This is a genomic window from Actinomycetota bacterium, assembly GCA_013152275.1.
Taxonomy (GTDB): Bacteria; Actinomycetota; Acidimicrobiia; order Spongiisociales; family UBA4744; genus BMS3Bbin01.
On record JAADGS010000021.1, the window covers coordinates 6,161 to 21,281 of the forward strand.

The window sequence follows — 15,121 nt, forward strand, 5'->3', positions numbered from 1 at the left end:
CCACGACACCCACGACGCCCACAACGGCCACCACCTCCTCGTCGGCGCCGTCGACCACATCGACCACGCGAGCGTCGTCGTGTGGAAGCGGGGAGACGTTCTCCGAAGACGGTGAGTTCTTCTCCCTGGACGTTCAAGACGGAGATGCCACGCGCATCTCCGGTTTGAACGGCGTCCAGGATCAAGGATGCGAGCGGTTCATCATCAGCCTTGCGACCGATGCGGGAGCACCGGCCACTTCGGTCGGTCGCACACGAGTGGTGTTCCTACGAGACCTCGGCATCGTACGAGTGTTCCTTCCCGACGTCACCGACACGAACATCACCGACGGTGTCTTCGAACTCCCGATCATCGACCGGGCGTACGTCGTGCGATCGGCCGACGGATCGCTGTACGTCGACGCACATCTCGGTGCTGCGGCCATGGCCCGCACCGTGGTGACCGAATCGCCGGCACGGATCATCGTGGAGCTGGATCCGGGCGGTCCCCCTCTCCCGCCCGTTGCGCCGCGCAGCGATCTGGTCGTCGTGCTCACGCCCAGGGAGGGCAATGCCGACTATCCACTCATCGTCACCGGTTACTCCCGAACATTCGAAGCCAACGTGGTTGTGCGCCTCACCAAGGCACGGGTCGTCGCAGAGGAACGTGTCACTACCGCAACCGACTACCTGAGCGCCTGGGGAGAGTTCACGGTGACGTTCGAGACGGGTCCCCAAGGCGAGCTGCAACTCACCGTCGGGGACGGCGCCGACCAGGATGTGGCGATCAATCTGGTTCTGAACTGAACAGGCCGTCGATCGGAACCACGGTGACGAATCCCGATTCCTGCCGAACCTCCGGGACGAGTTCGGCGACAAACGGGACCTCGACGGTCCGCTCACCGCTACGAATCAGAAGCCGGTCCTGCGCGTCTCCGACAATCACGCCTTCGATCGTCCCGAGAGGACGGCCCTGCGGATCTCGGACCTCGAGTCCCTCGAGATCCTCCGGCCAGAACTCCCCGTCCTCGAGCTCGCGTCGTTCGTCGGCGGCGATGAAGAGTATCGTGCCACGCAGTTCTTCGGCGGCGCTGCGGTCGGTGACCCCCTCGAACGCAACGATCATCCCGTCTTTGTGAACCCGAACACTGCGCACGGTCAGTGTGGTATCGGACTCCGTAGAGAACATGGCACGTCGGACGAACCGCCCCGGACTGTCCGACTCGGACACGACGACGACCTCGCCCCTGATCCCATGAGCCTTCAGAATCCGTCCGACGCGAACGTTCAATCGATGAACTCGACTCCTGCGTGGAGACCTTCCTCGTCACCGGCGGCCCGGGCGAGGGTCCGGACGGCTCGAGCGACGCGGCCACGGCGTCCAATCACACGACCCATGTCCGATTTCACGGTGCGGACCTCGACCACGACATCCTCAGGACCTTCCTCGACGAGTGTCAGATCGACCTCGTCGGGATGGTCGACAATCTGCGTGACGACGTACCCGACAACGCGTTCGACGATAGAACCTCTACTCATTCCTCATCTCCAACCGTGTGAATCTCGCCCTTTGCCACCTTGAACATCGACCATGCGCCCGATTTTTCGAGGAGTCGCCGTACCGTGTCGGTCGGCTGCGCCCCGTTCCGGAGCCAGGCCAGTGCCTTCTCATTGTCGATCTCGATCAGGGACGGGTCCTGACGAGGATCATATCGACCGATGATCTCGAGGAAGCGCCCGTCGCGAGGCGACCGAACATCGGCAGCGACGACCCGGTAGGTCGGCTGCTTCTTCTTCCCCATCCGCATCAGGCGGAGCTTCACCGCCATGTCGTCACCTCATCTTCCTCAGGCCGGGGATCGACTTCCCCTGCGCCATCATCTTCATCATCTTCTGTGCTTCGTTGAATTGCTTCAACAGTCCGTTGACCGCCTGCGCCGACGATCCTGAACCGGCGGCTATCCGCCGCTTGCGGCTCCCGTCGATCAGCTTGGGGCTCCGTCGCTCTTCCGGAGTCATGGAACGAATGATCGCCTCGACCCTGCCCAGGTCGTCATCCGACACCTGAACATTGCGGAACATCGAACCGGCGCCCGGCAGCATAGCAAGCAGTTGGTCGAGCGGACCTATCTGACGGATCTGTTGGAACTGTTGAAGGAAGTCTTCGAAGGTGAACGAAGCGGTGCGCAGCTTGTCCACCATCGCTTCGGCCTCGGATACGTCCCATGCGTCCTCGGCTTTCTCGATGAGTGTCAGCACATCTCCCATACCGAGGATTCGTGATGCCATCCTGTCCGGATGGAATGGCTCGAAGTCTCCGAGTTTCTCACCGACGCCGGCAAACTTGATCGGACACCCGGTGACTTCACGCACGGAGATCGCCGCTCCACCCCTCGCATCGCCGTCGAGCTTCGACAGAACGATCCCGGTCAGCCCCACCCGGTCGAGGAATCCCTTTGCGACGTTTACCGCATCCTGTCCGGTCATCGCGTCGACCACGAGCAGGACTTCGTCGGGGTCCGCCACCCTCTCGATGTCTTCGAGCTCGCTCATGAGTTCCCGGTCGATCTGGAGACGGCCTGCCGTATCGACGATCACAACGTCGGCGCCATCACTGGTTGCCCGTTTCAGTGCCGCCTTGACCACTTTGGGTGGCTTGGCTTTGCGATTCGTGGAAACGGGCACGCCGATGCGCTCGCCCAGCGTGATGAGCTGCTCGATGGCCGCCGGCCGCTGAAGGTCGGCTGCCACGAGCAGCGGTCGTCGGCCTTGCTGCTTGAGGAGGCGTGCCAATTTCGCCGCGGAGGTTGTTTTTCCGGATCCCTGGAGGCCGACCATGAGAATCGTCAGGGGTGGCCTATCGGCCTTCCGCAAGGGTACCGCCGCGCCGCCGAGCGTCGTGATCAGTTCCTCATGGACGATCTTGATGACGTGCTGGCCGGGGGTGAGGCTCTTGCTGGTCTCCGCACCGACCGCCCGGACGCGTACCCGCGCGAGTAGTGCTTTGACCACCGTGACGTTGACATCTGCCTCGAGCAACGCGAGGCGAATCTCACGCAGGGTCGCATCGACGTCTGCCGGACCGAGCCGACCTTTTCCGCGTAGCCGGGAGAAGACGTCGTTCAGGCGGTTGGAAAGGGATTCGAACACGAGCGGATTCTACCGGGGCCGGTCAAACAGCAGGAGTCGAACGTGCACCGAACCGTGAGGCCAAGGAGAAACACCCCGAGCGCGGCACCGAACGGAGCTGCGGCCACCACGGGCGAGCAGGATCTTCCAGCCCCGCTTCGGGTCGATGAGCACCGCTCCCGGGCGCGAGTAGCCTACGAGCAGTCATCCGGAAGGAACCTCTGTGAGCCTCACGATCGTCCAACACCCCCTCACACTGCACTACCTCACCGTCCTACGCGATCGCAGCACGTCCACCGAGCGCTTCCGGGAGACCACCCGACGCCTCGCCTACACGCTCCTGATCGAGGCCACCACCGACATCCCACTCCGCGAGATCCCCGTCGAGACGCCGCTCGAGGAGACGATCGGGCACCGGCTGGATCGCGCCATCGTCGCCGTGGCCGTCCTCCGAGCAGGGCTCGGACTCCTCGATGCCGTCCTCGACCTCCTTCCGGCGGTCAGGGTGGGCTATGCGGGCGTTCAGCGGGACGAAGAGACTGCAGAGCCCTTGGAGTACTACACGAAATTCCCGGACCTCGCGAACACCAACGTCCTGATCCTGGAACCCATGCTCGCGACCGGCGGATCGCTGTCGTGGGCGGTGGACAAGGTCAAGGAACACGGTGCGAGAAACATCACGGCCCTCTGTGTCGTCACGGCTCCCGCCGGTGTGGAACGCATGGAACGCGATCATCCCGACGTGCACATCGTGGCGGCGTCGCTGGATCGAGACCTCAGTTCCAGCTACTTCATCCAGCCGGGTCTCGGCGACATGGGCGACCGTCTCTTCGGGACGCTGTGATGTCCGGCTTCGCCGACCACGTCGCCGAGGCGCTCCAGAGCCTCACTCCAGGTGAGGTTGTCACCTACGGGGAGCTCGCCGCCCAGGTCGGCCACCCCGGCGCTGCGCGCGCTGTCGGCAACATCCTGAGCAACTCAACAGGTCTCCCGTGGTGGAGAGTGGTCACTTCGACCGGTCGGCTCACCCCCGGGCACCAGGCCGAGCAGACCCGCAAGCTCGAGGCGGAAGGAGTCACGGTTCGAGACGGACGTGTCGTGACCCACCCGGCGGACCGCGGAAGAATCGCATGAACACGGTCGAGCTCATCCGACGCAAGCGAGATGGTACGGCACTGTCCCCGGCGGAGATCACTTGGCTCATCGACCACTACACGGATGGCTCCGTCACCGACTATCAGATGGCCGCCATGACGATGGCGATCTTCTTCAACGGCCTGAACTCCGATGAACTCGCCACGTGGACCGAAGCGATGCTCCACTCGGGCGAGGTCCTCGACCTTGCCGTGATCCCCGGCAAGAAAGTGGACAAGCACTCGACCGGCGGTGTCGGAGACAAGGTCTCGATTCCTCTTGCGCCGATGGTCGCCGCCGCCGGTGTCCGAGTGCCGATGATGAGCGGCCGCGGTCTCGGGCATACAGGTGGCACCCTCGACAAGCTCGAGACGATCCCCGGATTCACGACGCAATTCGATCCGAATACCTTCGCCGCTCTTCTCGCCCGCAACGGCCTCGTCCTGGCCGGCCAGTCGGAGACGCTCGTGCCCGCAGACCGCAAGCTCTACGCCCTCAGAGACGCCACGGGAACGGTCGAGTCGATCCCGCTGATCGCATCATCGATCATGTCGAAGAAGCTTGCCGAAGACCTGGATGGTCTCGTCCTCGACGTGAAGGTCGGCCGTGGCGCATTCATGCGCGACAGGGAACGGGCCCGACTGCTGGCGCGCACGATGGTCGGCATCGGAGCGGCCCACGACGTCCCGGTCGTCGCACTGCTGACTCCGATGGAGCAACCTCTGGGCAGGGAGGTCGGCAACGCCTCCGAGATCGTCGAATCTCTCGCCGTGCTCAGAGGTGAAGGCCCGCGGGACCTGACCGAAATCACGCTTCGCCTCGGGGAGGAGATGCTGATCCTCGGTGGGATCACGAAGGATCGCCGCGAGGCTCGAAACACACTGGAAGCCACCATCTCGAGCGGAAGTGCCCTGACGAAGTTCGCCGAGGTGATCGAGGCCCAGGGCGGTGATCCGAGAGTCGTCGAGAACCCCGACATCCTGCCCCAGCCGGCCCACCGGACGTATCTGCCCGCCACCCGTGGCGGTGTCGTCACCCGGTGCGACGCGTTCAAGATCGGCGTTGGCGCGATGCACCTGGGCGCAGGGAGGGAACGGAAGGAGGATGTGATCGATCCCGCGGTCGGAGTCACCGTCCTGGCCAAGGAGGGAGATGTGGTCGCTGTCGGTGAACCACTGGCGGCTGTCGCCTGGAACGATGAAGGCCGCCTGGAGGATGCGACCAGACTGTTGGCAGACGCATGGGAGATCGGCGACGAACCCCCGGAACCGCTCCCCCACGTTCTCGAAGAGGTGCGTTGATGCAGTACGAAGCGATCATGGGAGCCGCCGCGACGATCGCCGAGCGTTCCGGTCGCGGTGTGCACGAGGTCGCCGTCGTGCTCGGTTCAGGACTTGGTGAATACGCGTCGACAGTCCCGGGAGCGCTTGCGATTCCCTACGCGGACATCCCCGGATGGCCCCTTCCCACGGTGGAGGGACATCACGGAACCCTGTACTCGGCCGACGTGAACGGCCCTGTCCTGATCCTCTCCGGCAGGGCGCACCTCTACGAAGGCCGATCCCTGGGCGAAGTCGTGTTCGGTGTCAGGGTGGCGATCGCCGCCGGTTGCAGGACCATCGTGCTGACCAATGCCGCCGGAGGCGTGAGAAAAGGCCTCGAACCCGGCGACCTCGTGCTCATCCGTGATCATCTGAATCTCACCGGGCACAACCCCCTCATCGGCCCCAACGACACTCGCCTGGGCCCCCGTTTTCCCGACCTGACGAACCTGTATTCGCCCGCCCTGCGCGAAATCGCACATCGAGCGGCTCGAGATGCCGGAGTCCGTCTGGGAGAGGGTGTCTACGCCTGGTTGACGGGCCCTTCCTACGAGACACCGGCCGAGATCCGGATGGTCGCGCGCCTCGGAGGCGACCTCGTCGGGATGTCGACCGTTCCGGAGGCGATCGCGGCGCGCCACATGGGGGCGGCGGTACTCGCAATCTCCCTGGTGACCAATCTGGCGGCCGGCATCTCGGATACGCCGCTCTCCCATGAGGAGGTTCAGGAGACGGCCACCAAAGCCCGCACCCGCTTTACCGGCCTGCTCGACAACCTGCTCCCGCTTCTGTGAGGGCGAAGCACCCACACCGATTGCTAACATTCGCGAACGCCAATCAGAGAGGAGTGCCCACCCATGAAAGTGGTGGTCTGCACCAAACAGATTCCAGACCCCGCGGCTCCCTATCACCTGGATCCCGAGACACACTTTCTGGAACGGCCGACCGACCAGATCCTCGATGACACCGATCGCTACGGGGTCGAGATGGGTCTGCAGGTCGCCGAACGGTCCGAAGGCTCGGTGACCCTCGTTTCGATGGGGCCCGCAGGGAATCTCCAGGGCATCCGCCAGGCGCTGGCGATGGGTGCCGACAAGGCCATCGTGATCGAAGACGACTCGCTGCGAGGAGCCGACTCGTGGGTGACGGCCCAGGTCCTGGCGGCAGCGATCCGCGACGAAGCGTTCGATCTGGTGATCGCCGGTACGGAGTCCACCGATGGTTCCACCGGCGTGCTCCCCCAGCAGCTCGCAGAGTTACTCGGAGTACCGTCGCTGACCTTTGCGAAGCATCTCGAGCAGGACGGCGACACGATCCGCATCCAGCGTCAGACCGAATATGGATACGACGTCGTGGAAGCACCCATACCGGTACTGGTCACCGTGACCTCCGGCGTCGTCGAACCCCGCTATCCCACGTTCAAGGGGATCATGGCCGCCAAGAAGAAGCCGATCGAACAGATCGGCGTCTCCGATCTCGGGGTGACACCGATGGCAACCCAGGAGATCCTCGAAGTCCGCCCTGCACCGCAACGCGCCGCCGGCGAGATCATCGAAGATGAGGGCGATGCACATCTGCGGATCATCGAGATGCTCGAGGAAGCGAAGGTGATCTGATGAAAGCCTGGGTATTCGTCGAAGAGTCCCAGGGCAACCCGGCCCAGATCGGGCTCGAGATGCTCTCCAAGTCACGCACGCTCGCCGATTCGCCGGCCGCCGTCTATCTGGGAGCCGGATCGGAGGAGATCTTCGATCTCCTCGGAAGCCATGGGGCGCACACCGTCTACCACATGACTCCGGACAATCATCTGCCGACCGCCGCCGCCGCGGCGGCAATGGCGGACCTCGCCGACACCGAACGACCGGATCTGATCATGTTCGGCCTGACCCCGACGGACCGGGACGTCGCGGGACGCCTCAGCGCCCGAATGGGACGTCCGGTCATCTCCAACGTCATCGACGTCCACGTCGACGGTGACACGCTCACGGCCGTCAACGAGATCTTCGGTGGCACCGAGATCATCGAGACCGCGTTTCTGGCCGAGAAGCCGCATCTGGTGGTCGTCCGACCGAAATCGTTCCCACCGGAGCCCACAGGACCATCGACGCCGAACGTCGTCCAGGTTGCCCTTCCCGATGTCGGCGCGGCCGGCACCGCCGTCATCACCGACGTCCACGTGGAAGAGCGCGAGGGCCCACAGTTGGAAGAGGCGTCGATCGTCGTATCCGCCGGTCGCGGGCTCGGCTCGGCCGAGCACCTCGACCTGACCAGGCGACTTGCAGATCTTCTCGGCGGAGCCATGGGTGCCACGCGCGCGGTCGTCGACGCCGGGTGGGTCCCCTACTCTTTGCAGGTCGGACAGACCGGCAAGACCGTCAAGCCCGACGTCTACATCGCCTGTGGCATCTCGGGGGCGATGCAGCACGTCGTGGGGATGAAGGATTCCAAGGTCATCATCGCCATCAACAAGGACGAAGAGGCACCGATCTTCTCACTGTCGGACCTTGGTGTGATCGGGGACGTCCACAAGGTCCTGCCGAGGCTGATCGAGGCGCTCGAGGCCCGCGAACACTGAAACCGGAGCGGCCCGGAGACGTTCCGGGCCGCTTCTCAATGTTCGAGACGGAACCCGTGCGGGAGGAGTTCGTCGAGCGGGTACGTCTCTGCGGCTCCGTCGGGACCGGACACGACAACACGCTCGACACCGAACTCATAGAGTCGCTGGCGGCACTGCCCACACGGAAATGTCTCTGCCTCCGTGCCGGCATCGATACACGCGACAGCGACGGTCTTCATCGTCGTCTTGCCGGCGGTGACGGCCGACGAGATGGCGCTCGCCTCGGCACAGGTTCCCGACGGGTACGCGGCATTCTCCCAATTGACACCCCGGTGGACCGACCCGTCATCGGCCACGATGACGGCACCCACACGGAACCCCGAATAGGGGGCGTAGGCGTTCTCGGCGACTGTACGCGCCTCGGCAAGCAGCTCTTCGGGACTCATATATCCTCCAACATCGCATCGACGAACTCTGCGGGAACGAACGGGATCAGGTCATGGACCCCCTCGCCGACCCCGATGAACTTGACCGGCAGATCCAGCTCTCGCTCGATGGCGACGGCGACGCCGCCGCGTGCGGTCCCGTCGAGCTTCGTCAACACGACTCCGGTCACCCCTACCACCTCGGTGAACGTCCGCGCCTGTACCAGGGCGTTCTGCCCGCTGGTCGCGTCGATGGCGAGGAGCACCTCGTCCACCTCACCCGCAGCCCGGCCAAGCACCCGGACGATCTTGCCCAGTTCCTGCATCAGGTTGTGCTTGGAGTGGAGCCTGCCGGCCGTGTCCACGATGAGGACATCGTGACCCCGGGCTCTGGCAGCCTCATATGCGTCGAAGGCAACCGCAGCGGGGTCTGCTCCTTCCTGGCTGGAGACGATTTCGACGCCGACGCGCTCCGCCCACGTGCGCAACTGGACACTCGCCGCGGCGCGAAACGTATCCGCGGCGCCCAGGAGTGGGGATCTCCCCTCTGCGACGAGATACGCTGCGAGCTTCGCGATGCTCGTGGTCTTGCCCGTTCCGTTCACCCCGACGACGATCACCACCGACGGAGCACCCGACAGGTGAAGATCGCGGGGGCGATCGCCGAACTCGGAGATGAGCTCTGCGCACAGTACGCCTTTCGCCTCCTGCGGGCCGCTCGGATGTTGCTCTCGAACACGTGCGATGATCTCGCCGGTCGCGAGCACGCCGACGTCCGCAGCGATCAGTGCCTCCTCCAGCTCGTCCCAGAAGCGGTCGTCGAGGCGGCCGGATCCGAAGATCCGGTGCAGTCTTCCTCCGAGGGCCGTTCGGGTTTTCTCGAGACGATCGGCAAGGATCGGCTGAAGAGCGATGTCCTCGCCGTCTCGTCCGCGGCGAACCACGATGAACAGGAGGACGGCGACAACGAGTACCGCTGCGCCAAGGAGAATCAATTGTGTCGATGTCATGCCAACTGTGACCGTTCACGGATTCGGCGGGACAGCACTTGGGACGACCCGCCACGTTCGAGAGTGACACCGTACAGTATGTCGGCAACTTCCATGGTCTGCTGCTGGTGGGTGACGATCAACAGCTGGGCGCGTGAGCGGAACCGGTCGACCAGTCGCAGGAACCTCCGCAGGTTTGCGTCGTCGAGCGCTGCCTCGACTTCGTCGAGGATATAGAACGGTCCCGGCCTGGCTCGAAACACGGAGAAGAGGAACGCCAGTGCGGCAAGCGACCGTTCACCTCCGGACAGCAGACTCAACCTGCTCACCTTCTTGCCGAGCGGCATTGCCTCGACCTCCACACCCGAGGTGAGCGGATCCGACCCGTTCACGAGCCGGAGCCTTCCCTTGCCGCCGGGGAACAGCACTCCGAAGTACTCCTGGTAGTAATGGGCGACCTCCTCGAAAGCGGCGGTGAATTCTTCGACGATTCGCTCGTCGAGCGCCGAGATCACCTTGCGCAGCTCCGCTCGAGACGAGGCGAGGTCGTCGAGCTGGGCGGCAAGGAAATCATATCGTTCCTGGAGGTCTCGATACTCCTGTGCAGCAAGCGGATTCACCGGACCGAGCCGCCTGAGTTCTGCCTCATGGCTCGCGAGGAGCGACTCGAGATCCTCGTCGACATCCGGTCGAGGCGCCCCGAGCGCCTCTTCGACCGAGGCGTCCGCGTCCCTACGCAGACCTTCGGCCACGGATTCTTCACGCACCCGAAGTTCGGCGATCTCCACGGCTGCGGCGGAGATCTCCTGACGGGCGATCTCGCCTGCATTCCGAAGCTCCTCGAGTCGCGTTCGAGCCGTCGCGAGGCGAGCTCCGGCATCTCCGGCTTCTCGCCGCAACGCTCTCTGACGTTCTCGAAGCGCTGCGAGATGTGCTCTGACCACTTCCAGGGCCTTCACCGACTGACCCTCGACGACCTGCAGCCGCATCACGCGAGCGGGGTCGACCGGTCGAACGACCGCGGACTGGAGCTCGCCTCTCACGACTCTCAGGCGGTCCTCCAGCATCCTCCTGCGCTCCATGATCGCCCCGAGAGCGGCGGCAGCCTCCTGGCGAGCGTGATTGGCCTGCTCGCGGCGGAGTTCGACCTCCCGTCTCCGTTGCGCCATCTGCTCCCAAGCCCGCTGGCGCTCGGCTTCCTCACCTTCCAGATCCGCCAATCGGGCTCGCAGCCGCTCGATGCGGGCCTCTCGGTCACCTGCGCCCTCGACAACCGAAGACCGCCGCTCCTCCAGCCTCTCGATTTCTTCTTCGGCAGCCGTTCGAGCCCGGTCTCTCAGACGCAGCGCCTCGGTCATCCCTCCAAGCTTGGCCTCGAGTGCCTCGAGCGCCTCGAGTGCCTCACGCTCGACCCGCCGGGCACCGTCGAACGCCCGCTTCGCCGAGGTCAGGAGGCTCTCGGCCCGAGCCGCGCCGATCTCGGCATCCTCGAGTGCAACCAGGGCCGTCTCGAGCATTGCGGGAGTAGCCCCGTCGGTCCGGGCGATCCACATGCCGTTGGCGTCGATCAGGTCCCCCTCCGGGGTGACGGCGCGCACGTCCGGATGATCGGCCACGATCCGCCAGGCCGTCGCCCACCCTTCGGCCACCACGACATCCCCGAGGAGTTGAGCGGCGAGGTCCAGGTCGGCGCCGGGACCCAGGAGATCGACCAGCGTCTCGATGCCCCATCTGGCTGCGACGTCCCGGGCCGGGGATGCCGGAGCAGGAGTGGCGGCGGTAACGAGAGGGACTCCGCCGAGTCCGTTCGCCTTGAGTTCGGCGGCGGCTTCCTGGATGTCTCTGCGCGATCGCGCGACGACGCCTCCCGCCCACGGACCGAGCGCGGCATCGACGGCCGCGGCCCACTCCGGAGGCACTGCCAGGAGCGCCGTCAGAGAGCCGCTCACCCCCGTCTTGGCGAGGGCTCGTTCACGCGCCGCCGAATCTGTGGTCATGGCTTCTGCCATCGCCTCGCTGCGGGCCTCTGCGCCTGCAAGCGTCAGTCGTGCGCGTCGGGCATGTTCCTCCGCTCGCTCCCATGCCTGTTGGAGACGTTCTCGCTCGCGCCGGCTACGTTCGTACGCCTCCTGCGCAGGGGCCGTTGCCCGATCGACACCACGAATCGCATCCTGCAGTTCATCGATCTCGGCGGATTCTTCCGCTACCTTCGCGGCCAGGACATCGAGCCTGCGCCGGAGATCGTGTGCCTCGCGCTCATCACGATCGACGGCAGCTTCCAGTGAGCGGAGTTCTCCGCGTACTACGGCGAGTGCTCCTTCGACGGGGAGAGCGTCCTGTTCGGCCAGGGAGCGCGCCTCGTCTTCCAGCTCGCGAAACACCTGTTCGGCGCGCTCGACATCCCTGCGCGCGGCGTTCTCGGTCGCTCCGCTACCGGCAAGATCCACACCCAGCTCTGCAGCTTCGATCTCGAGATCTCTGCGCCGCTCCCCCACGCCCTCGAGACGGGCCTGGGCAGATCTGCGCCGTTCGTGGGCGACCTGGGCGATGCGCCGCAAACGCTCGACGGTCGTCTCCAACCGAGCCGCCGCCGCCGTATCCGCATCCAGCGCACGGCCGGCCGCTCCGGCCCGACTACCGAGATCCGGAAGCCGTGATTCGAGTTCGACCCTCTCGAGTTGCACCGCCTCGAGGTTGGCGCTCCACCGAGCCTCGGCGCCTTCGGCCTCGGCGAGCCGATCGCGGATGGCGCGCATCGCTTCTCCGCCGACGTAGAGGCGCAACTCACGTAACTCGCGCCGAAGTTCGGCCTGGCGGTCTGCGGACTTTGCCTGCCGCTCCAGCGGTCGGATCTGCCGCTTGAGCTCGCGAAGGATGTCTTGGAGCCGGAGCACGTCCGCGTCGGTGCGTTCCAGACGACGCACCGACCGTTCCTTGCGAAGTCGGTGCTTGAGGATCCCGGCGGCCTCTTCGATCACCGCCCTGTGATCCTCCGGTTTTGCGTTCAGAAGATCGTCGATCCGCCCCTGACCGACAATGAGATGCTGGTGCCGTCCAACCCCTCCGTCGGACAGCAGCTCCTGAATGTCGAGGAGCCGACAGTCGACGTTGTTGATCTGGTAGTCGCTGGAGCCGTCACGATACAACCGCCGGGTGATCGAGATCTCGTCGAGATCGAGCGGCATCGTACGTGTGCCGTTGTCGAGCACCAGTGTCACCTCCGCCCGGCCGAACGCAGGCCGGGTCGCCGTCCCCGCAAAGATGACGTCTTCCATCCGCTGGGTTCGCAACGAGCGTGTCGACTGTGTTCCCATGACCCAGGCGATGGCGTCGACGAGATTGGACTTGCCGGAACCGTTGGGTCCGACGACGACCGTCACTCCGGGCTCGAACTCGAGCCGAGTCCGATCGGCGAACGATTTGAAGCCGACCAGCCGCAGAGACTTCACATACACTGAATGACACCCTTGTGATTTGGCGGAATGAGGCTATCACAGCACGGCGGCCGTTCATCGAATCATGAACGTGTCGGCATCGGGGTCGACGGTTGCCGGAGTCACCCGGACATCGGTGACGACGGCCGATCGAGGCCCCACATGTAGCCACTCGATGAGGTTCTCGACGACTTCGGGTGAACCCTGGACCTCGACTTCGACCTCCCCGAACGGCAGGTTGCGGACCCACCCGACGGCGCCGAGCATCCTGGCTCGTGCCAGCGTCGCGTAACGAAACCCGACCCCTTGCACGCGGCCACGCACCACTGCCCTGACTCGGATCACGTGCGACACGTCGGACACGCTACGGTGAATCCGCCAGACCCTCCAGAGCCACCCTGGCAGCCGCCTGTTGGGCCTCTTTCTTCGAGTGACCTTCTCCCTCGCCGCGGATCACCCCGTCGATCTCCACCGTCGCCCTGAATGTCCGATCGTGATCGGGCCCGTCACCGTGCACCCGGTACACGGGTTCGAGTTGCACCTTGGCAAGCACTTCCTGCAACCGGGTCTTGTAGTCCATGGAGCCCGGAGTCACCGAAAGCGCCGCCACCTGCGCCTCCCAATGCTCGATGATCACGCGACGCACTTCTTCGAGCCCCCCATCCAGGTACACCGCCGCCAAGACGGCCTCCAATGCGTCGGCGAGAATCGAGTCTTTGTCGCGACCGTCGGAGACCTCTTCGCCGTGTCCGATGCGGAGACCGCTTCCGAGTCCGATGGTGCGCGCCACCGATGCGAGCGCCGGCCTGCTGACGAGCGAGGCTCGCAGCTTCGCCATCTGGCCTTCTCGCATATCGTGGAAGCGCCCGAAGAGGACGTCGGTGATGACGAGACCGAGGACCGCATCACCCAGGAACTCCATCCTCTCATTGTGTTCGACGTGGTCGTGCTCCGCGGTGAAGGACCGATGGGTGAGCGCCATCTCGAGCAGAGCCGGGTTTCGGAAGTGATATCCGAGCCTCGCTTCGATGCCGGTCATGCAAACCGCCGTCCTATCTCTTCCACCATGCCTCCCGAGGCCTCGTGAGATGCCCATTCGAGCGCGCTGCGGATCGCAACTCGCGACGATGATCCGTGGGCGATGACCGCGACGCCTCGGGTACCGACGAGATGAGCGCCACCCGTGGTCTCATAGTCGAGCCCGGCCAAGACCGTCGCCGGGAGCGGTTCCCCGGCGTCCGCCGCCAACGAGGCCACCCAGGCGACGGTCCCTTCGATGGCCTTGAGAACGGTATTACCGGTGAACCCGTCCGTCACCACGACATCCACGGTCGCCGCGGTGATATCACGCCCTTCGACGTTTCCAACGAATCGTGGCAGCGCGTCCTCCAACAATACGGCCGCCTGCCTCTCCAGATCTCTCCCCTTGCCCTTTTCCTGGCCGATCGAGAGGAGGCCGACCGACGGGTCCGCCACTCCAAGCGAGAATTCGGAGACGACCGAGCCCATGATCGCGAACTGCACGAGATGTCTGGGGCCCACCATCGGGTTTGCCCCGGCGTCGACGAGGACGGTGGGAGGGTCGGTCGGGATGACGGTGGCGATCGCCGGCCGGAGCACACCGGGAATCCTCCCGATGATGATCGTCGCTGCAGCAAGTGCCGCCCCCGTCGATCCGGCCGACACGAGACCGTCGGCCTCACCCGAACGGACGAGTCGCGCAGCCACGCTGATCGATGCGTCGGGTTTCTCTCGAATCGAACGGACCGGATCTTCACCCATCTCGACGGCATCGCCGGCATGAACGATGGGCAGATCCACATCGACATCTTCACAGAGCGGTTCGAGCCGTCTTCGATCGCCGACGAGGACGACGTCGATCCCCCTGCGGACGGCCTCCACGGCTCCGGCGATCGTCTCTCGGGGTGCATGGTCGCCCCCCATCGCGTCGAGGGCTAACACACTATTCGGTTCCGGCGGTGACCTCGTGGCCCCGGTACGTACCACAGGTCGGGCAGGCCCGATGCGGCAGTTTGGGAGCGTGACACTGCGGACAGGTGGACATGCGCGGCAGGCTGAGCTTCCAACCCGCCTTGCGCCGCCTCGTGCGTGACCGCGACATCTTTTTCTTGGGTACGGCCATAAGGGGCTCC

The 15,121-nt window shown here is 64.9% G+C and carries 18 protein-coding genes (1 of these 18 only partly in view); 7 read left to right on the top strand and 11 right to left on the bottom strand.

Annotation, left to right across the window (positions count from 1 at the left end):
• Positions 1-785 carry the 3' portion of a hypothetical protein gene (locus tag GXP34_02115; protein NOY54760.1) on the top strand. It extends 76 nt beyond the left edge of the window, so 785 of the gene's 861 nt are visible here — the last part of the coding sequence; its start codon lies off the left edge, out of view; it ends in the stop codon at positions 783-785.
• Here the strand turns inward: GXP34_02115 and rimM are convergent.
• The 4 genes from rimM to ffh are packed head-to-tail and all read right to left on the bottom strand — an operon-like array spanning position 766 to position 3,128.
• A complete protein-coding gene (gene rimM, locus GXP34_02120; protein NOY54761.1) occupies positions 766-1,269 on the bottom strand; it encodes a ribosome maturation factor RimM in 504 nt (167 codons plus the stop codon). The genes GXP34_02115 and rimM overlap by 20 nt on opposite strands.
• Complete coding sequence (locus tag GXP34_02125; protein NOY54762.1) at positions 1,266-1,502, bottom strand: KH domain-containing protein; 237 nt, start codon at positions 1,500-1,502, stop codon at positions 1,266-1,268. The genes rimM and GXP34_02125 overlap by 4 nt, the downstream gene beginning before the upstream one ends.
• Before the next feature lie 11 nt (positions 1,503-1,513).
• Complete coding sequence (gene rpsP / locus GXP34_02130; GenBank protein NOY54763.1) at positions 1,514-1,807, bottom strand: 30S ribosomal protein S16; 294 nt, start codon at positions 1,805-1,807, stop codon at positions 1,514-1,516.
• 4 nt (positions 1,808-1,811) lie between these two features.
• A complete protein-coding gene (gene ffh / locus GXP34_02135; GenBank protein NOY54764.1) occupies positions 1,812-3,128 on the bottom strand; it encodes a signal recognition particle protein in 1,317 nt (438 codons plus the stop codon).
• Between the two features lie 202 nt (positions 3,129-3,330).
• On the opposite strand from ffh, the gene upp reads away from it, so the two are divergent.
• The 6 genes from upp (at position 3,331) to GXP34_02165 (ending at position 8,138) form a co-directional block, all read left to right on the top strand.
• The gene (upp, locus tag GXP34_02140) at positions 3,331-3,951 is read left to right on the top strand and encodes a uracil phosphoribosyltransferase (GenBank protein NOY54765.1); all 621 of its coding nucleotides are present in this window, start codon (positions 3,331-3,333) and stop codon (positions 3,949-3,951) included.
• Positions 3,951-4,241 carry an MGMT family protein gene (locus GXP34_02145; protein NOY54766.1) on the top strand — a complete coding sequence of 97 codons (291 nt, stop codon included), beginning with the start codon at positions 3,951-3,953 and terminating at the stop codon, positions 4,239-4,241. Before upp ends, GXP34_02145 begins: the two co-directional genes overlap by 1 nt.
• Entirely contained in the window at positions 4,238-5,542 is a 1,305-nt protein-coding gene (locus GXP34_02150; protein NOY54767.1) for a thymidine phosphorylase, read from the top strand. Before GXP34_02145 ends, GXP34_02150 begins: the two co-directional genes overlap by 4 nt.
• Positions 5,542-6,357, top strand: coding sequence for a purine-nucleoside phosphorylase (locus tag GXP34_02155; GenBank protein ID NOY54768.1), 816 nt, complete (start codon positions 5,542-5,544; stop codon positions 6,355-6,357). The genes GXP34_02150 and GXP34_02155 overlap by 1 nt, the downstream gene beginning before the upstream one ends.
• 63 nt (positions 6,358-6,420) lie before the next feature.
• The gene (locus GXP34_02160; protein NOY54769.1) at positions 6,421-7,179 is read left to right on the top strand and encodes an electron transfer flavoprotein subunit beta/FixA family protein; all 759 of its coding nucleotides are present in this window, start codon (positions 6,421-6,423) and stop codon (positions 7,177-7,179) included.
• Entirely contained in the window at positions 7,179-8,138 is a 960-nt protein-coding gene (locus GXP34_02165) for an electron transfer flavoprotein subunit alpha/FixB family protein (protein ID NOY54770.1), read from the top strand. The genes GXP34_02160 and GXP34_02165 overlap by 1 nt, the downstream gene beginning before the upstream one ends.
• Positions 8,139-8,173: 35 nt before the next feature.
• On the opposite strand, the gene GXP34_02170 is transcribed toward GXP34_02165, so the two are convergent.
• The 7 genes from GXP34_02170 to rpmF are packed head-to-tail and all read right to left on the bottom strand — an operon-like array spanning position 8,174 to position 15,111.
• Positions 8,174-8,566 (bottom strand): cytidine deaminase, encoded by a 393-nt coding sequence (locus tag GXP34_02170; protein ID NOY54771.1) that lies wholly within the window; start codon positions 8,564-8,566, stop codon positions 8,174-8,176.
• Positions 8,563-9,555 (bottom strand): signal recognition particle-docking protein FtsY, encoded by a 993-nt coding sequence (gene ftsY, locus GXP34_02175; GenBank protein ID NOY54772.1) that lies wholly within the window; start codon positions 9,553-9,555, stop codon positions 8,563-8,565. The genes GXP34_02170 and ftsY overlap by 4 nt, the downstream gene beginning before the upstream one ends.
• Positions 9,552-12,983 (bottom strand): chromosome segregation protein SMC, encoded by a 3,432-nt coding sequence (gene smc / locus GXP34_02180; GenBank protein ID NOY54773.1) that lies wholly within the window; start codon positions 12,981-12,983, stop codon positions 9,552-9,554. Before smc ends, ftsY begins: the two co-directional genes overlap by 4 nt.
• A 60-nt stretch (positions 12,984-13,043) precedes the next feature.
• On the bottom strand, positions 13,044-13,313 hold the full coding sequence (locus GXP34_02185; protein ID NOY54774.1) for an acylphosphatase: 270 nt from the start codon (positions 13,311-13,313) through the stop codon (positions 13,044-13,046).
• 19 nt (positions 13,314-13,332) lie between these two features.
• Positions 13,333-14,007 carry a ribonuclease III gene (gene rnc / locus GXP34_02190; protein ID NOY54775.1) on the bottom strand — a complete coding sequence of 225 codons (675 nt, stop codon included), beginning with the start codon at positions 14,005-14,007 and terminating at the stop codon, positions 13,333-13,335.
• Positions 14,004-14,912 carry a phosphate acyltransferase PlsX gene (plsX, locus tag GXP34_02195; protein ID NOY54776.1) on the bottom strand — a complete coding sequence of 303 codons (909 nt, stop codon included), beginning with the start codon at positions 14,910-14,912 and terminating at the stop codon, positions 14,004-14,006. Before plsX ends, rnc begins: the two co-directional genes overlap by 4 nt.
• Positions 14,913-14,931: 19 nt before the next feature.
• A complete protein-coding gene (rpmF, locus tag GXP34_02200) occupies positions 14,932-15,111 on the bottom strand; it encodes a 50S ribosomal protein L32 (protein NOY54777.1) in 180 nt (59 codons plus the stop codon).
• Positions 15,112-15,121: the final 10 nt, after the last annotated feature.

Bases quoted from the DNA above. Each gene is read 5' to 3' on its own strand.
- rpsP (NOY54763.1), bottom strand. From the start codon at position 1,807: ATGGCGGTGAAGCTCCGCCTGATGCGGATGGGGAAGAAGAAGCAGCCG.
- GXP34_02145 (NOY54766.1), top strand. From the start codon at position 3,951: ATGTCCGGCTTCGCCGACCACGTCGCCGAGGCGCTCCAGAGCCTCACT.
- GXP34_02150 (NOY54767.1), top strand. From the start codon at position 4,238: ATGAACACGGTCGAGCTCATCCGACGCAAGCGAGATGGTACGGCACTG.
- GXP34_02155 (NOY54768.1), top strand. From the start codon at position 5,542: ATGCAGTACGAAGCGATCATGGGAGCCGCCGCGACGATCGCCGAGCGT.
- GXP34_02160 (NOY54769.1), top strand. From the start codon at position 6,421: ATGAAAGTGGTGGTCTGCACCAAACAGATTCCAGACCCCGCGGCTCCC.
- GXP34_02165 (NOY54770.1), top strand. From the start codon at position 7,179: ATGAAAGCCTGGGTATTCGTCGAAGAGTCCCAGGGCAACCCGGCCCAG.
- GXP34_02170 (NOY54771.1), bottom strand. From the start codon at position 8,566: ATGAGTCCCGAAGAGCTGCTTGCCGAGGCGCGTACAGTCGCCGAGAAC.
- ftsY (NOY54772.1), bottom strand. From the start codon at position 9,555: ATGACATCGACACAATTGATTCTCCTTGGCGCAGCGGTACTCGTTGTC.
- rnc (NOY54775.1), bottom strand. From the start codon at position 14,007: ATGACCGGCATCGAAGCGAGGCTCGGATATCACTTCCGAAACCCGGCT.
- plsX (NOY54776.1), bottom strand. From the start codon at position 14,912: ATGGGGGGCGACCATGCACCCCGAGAGACGATCGCCGGAGCCGTGGAG.
- rpmF (NOY54777.1), bottom strand. From the start codon at position 15,111: ATGGCCGTACCCAAGAAAAAGATGTCGCGGTCACGCACGAGGCGGCGC.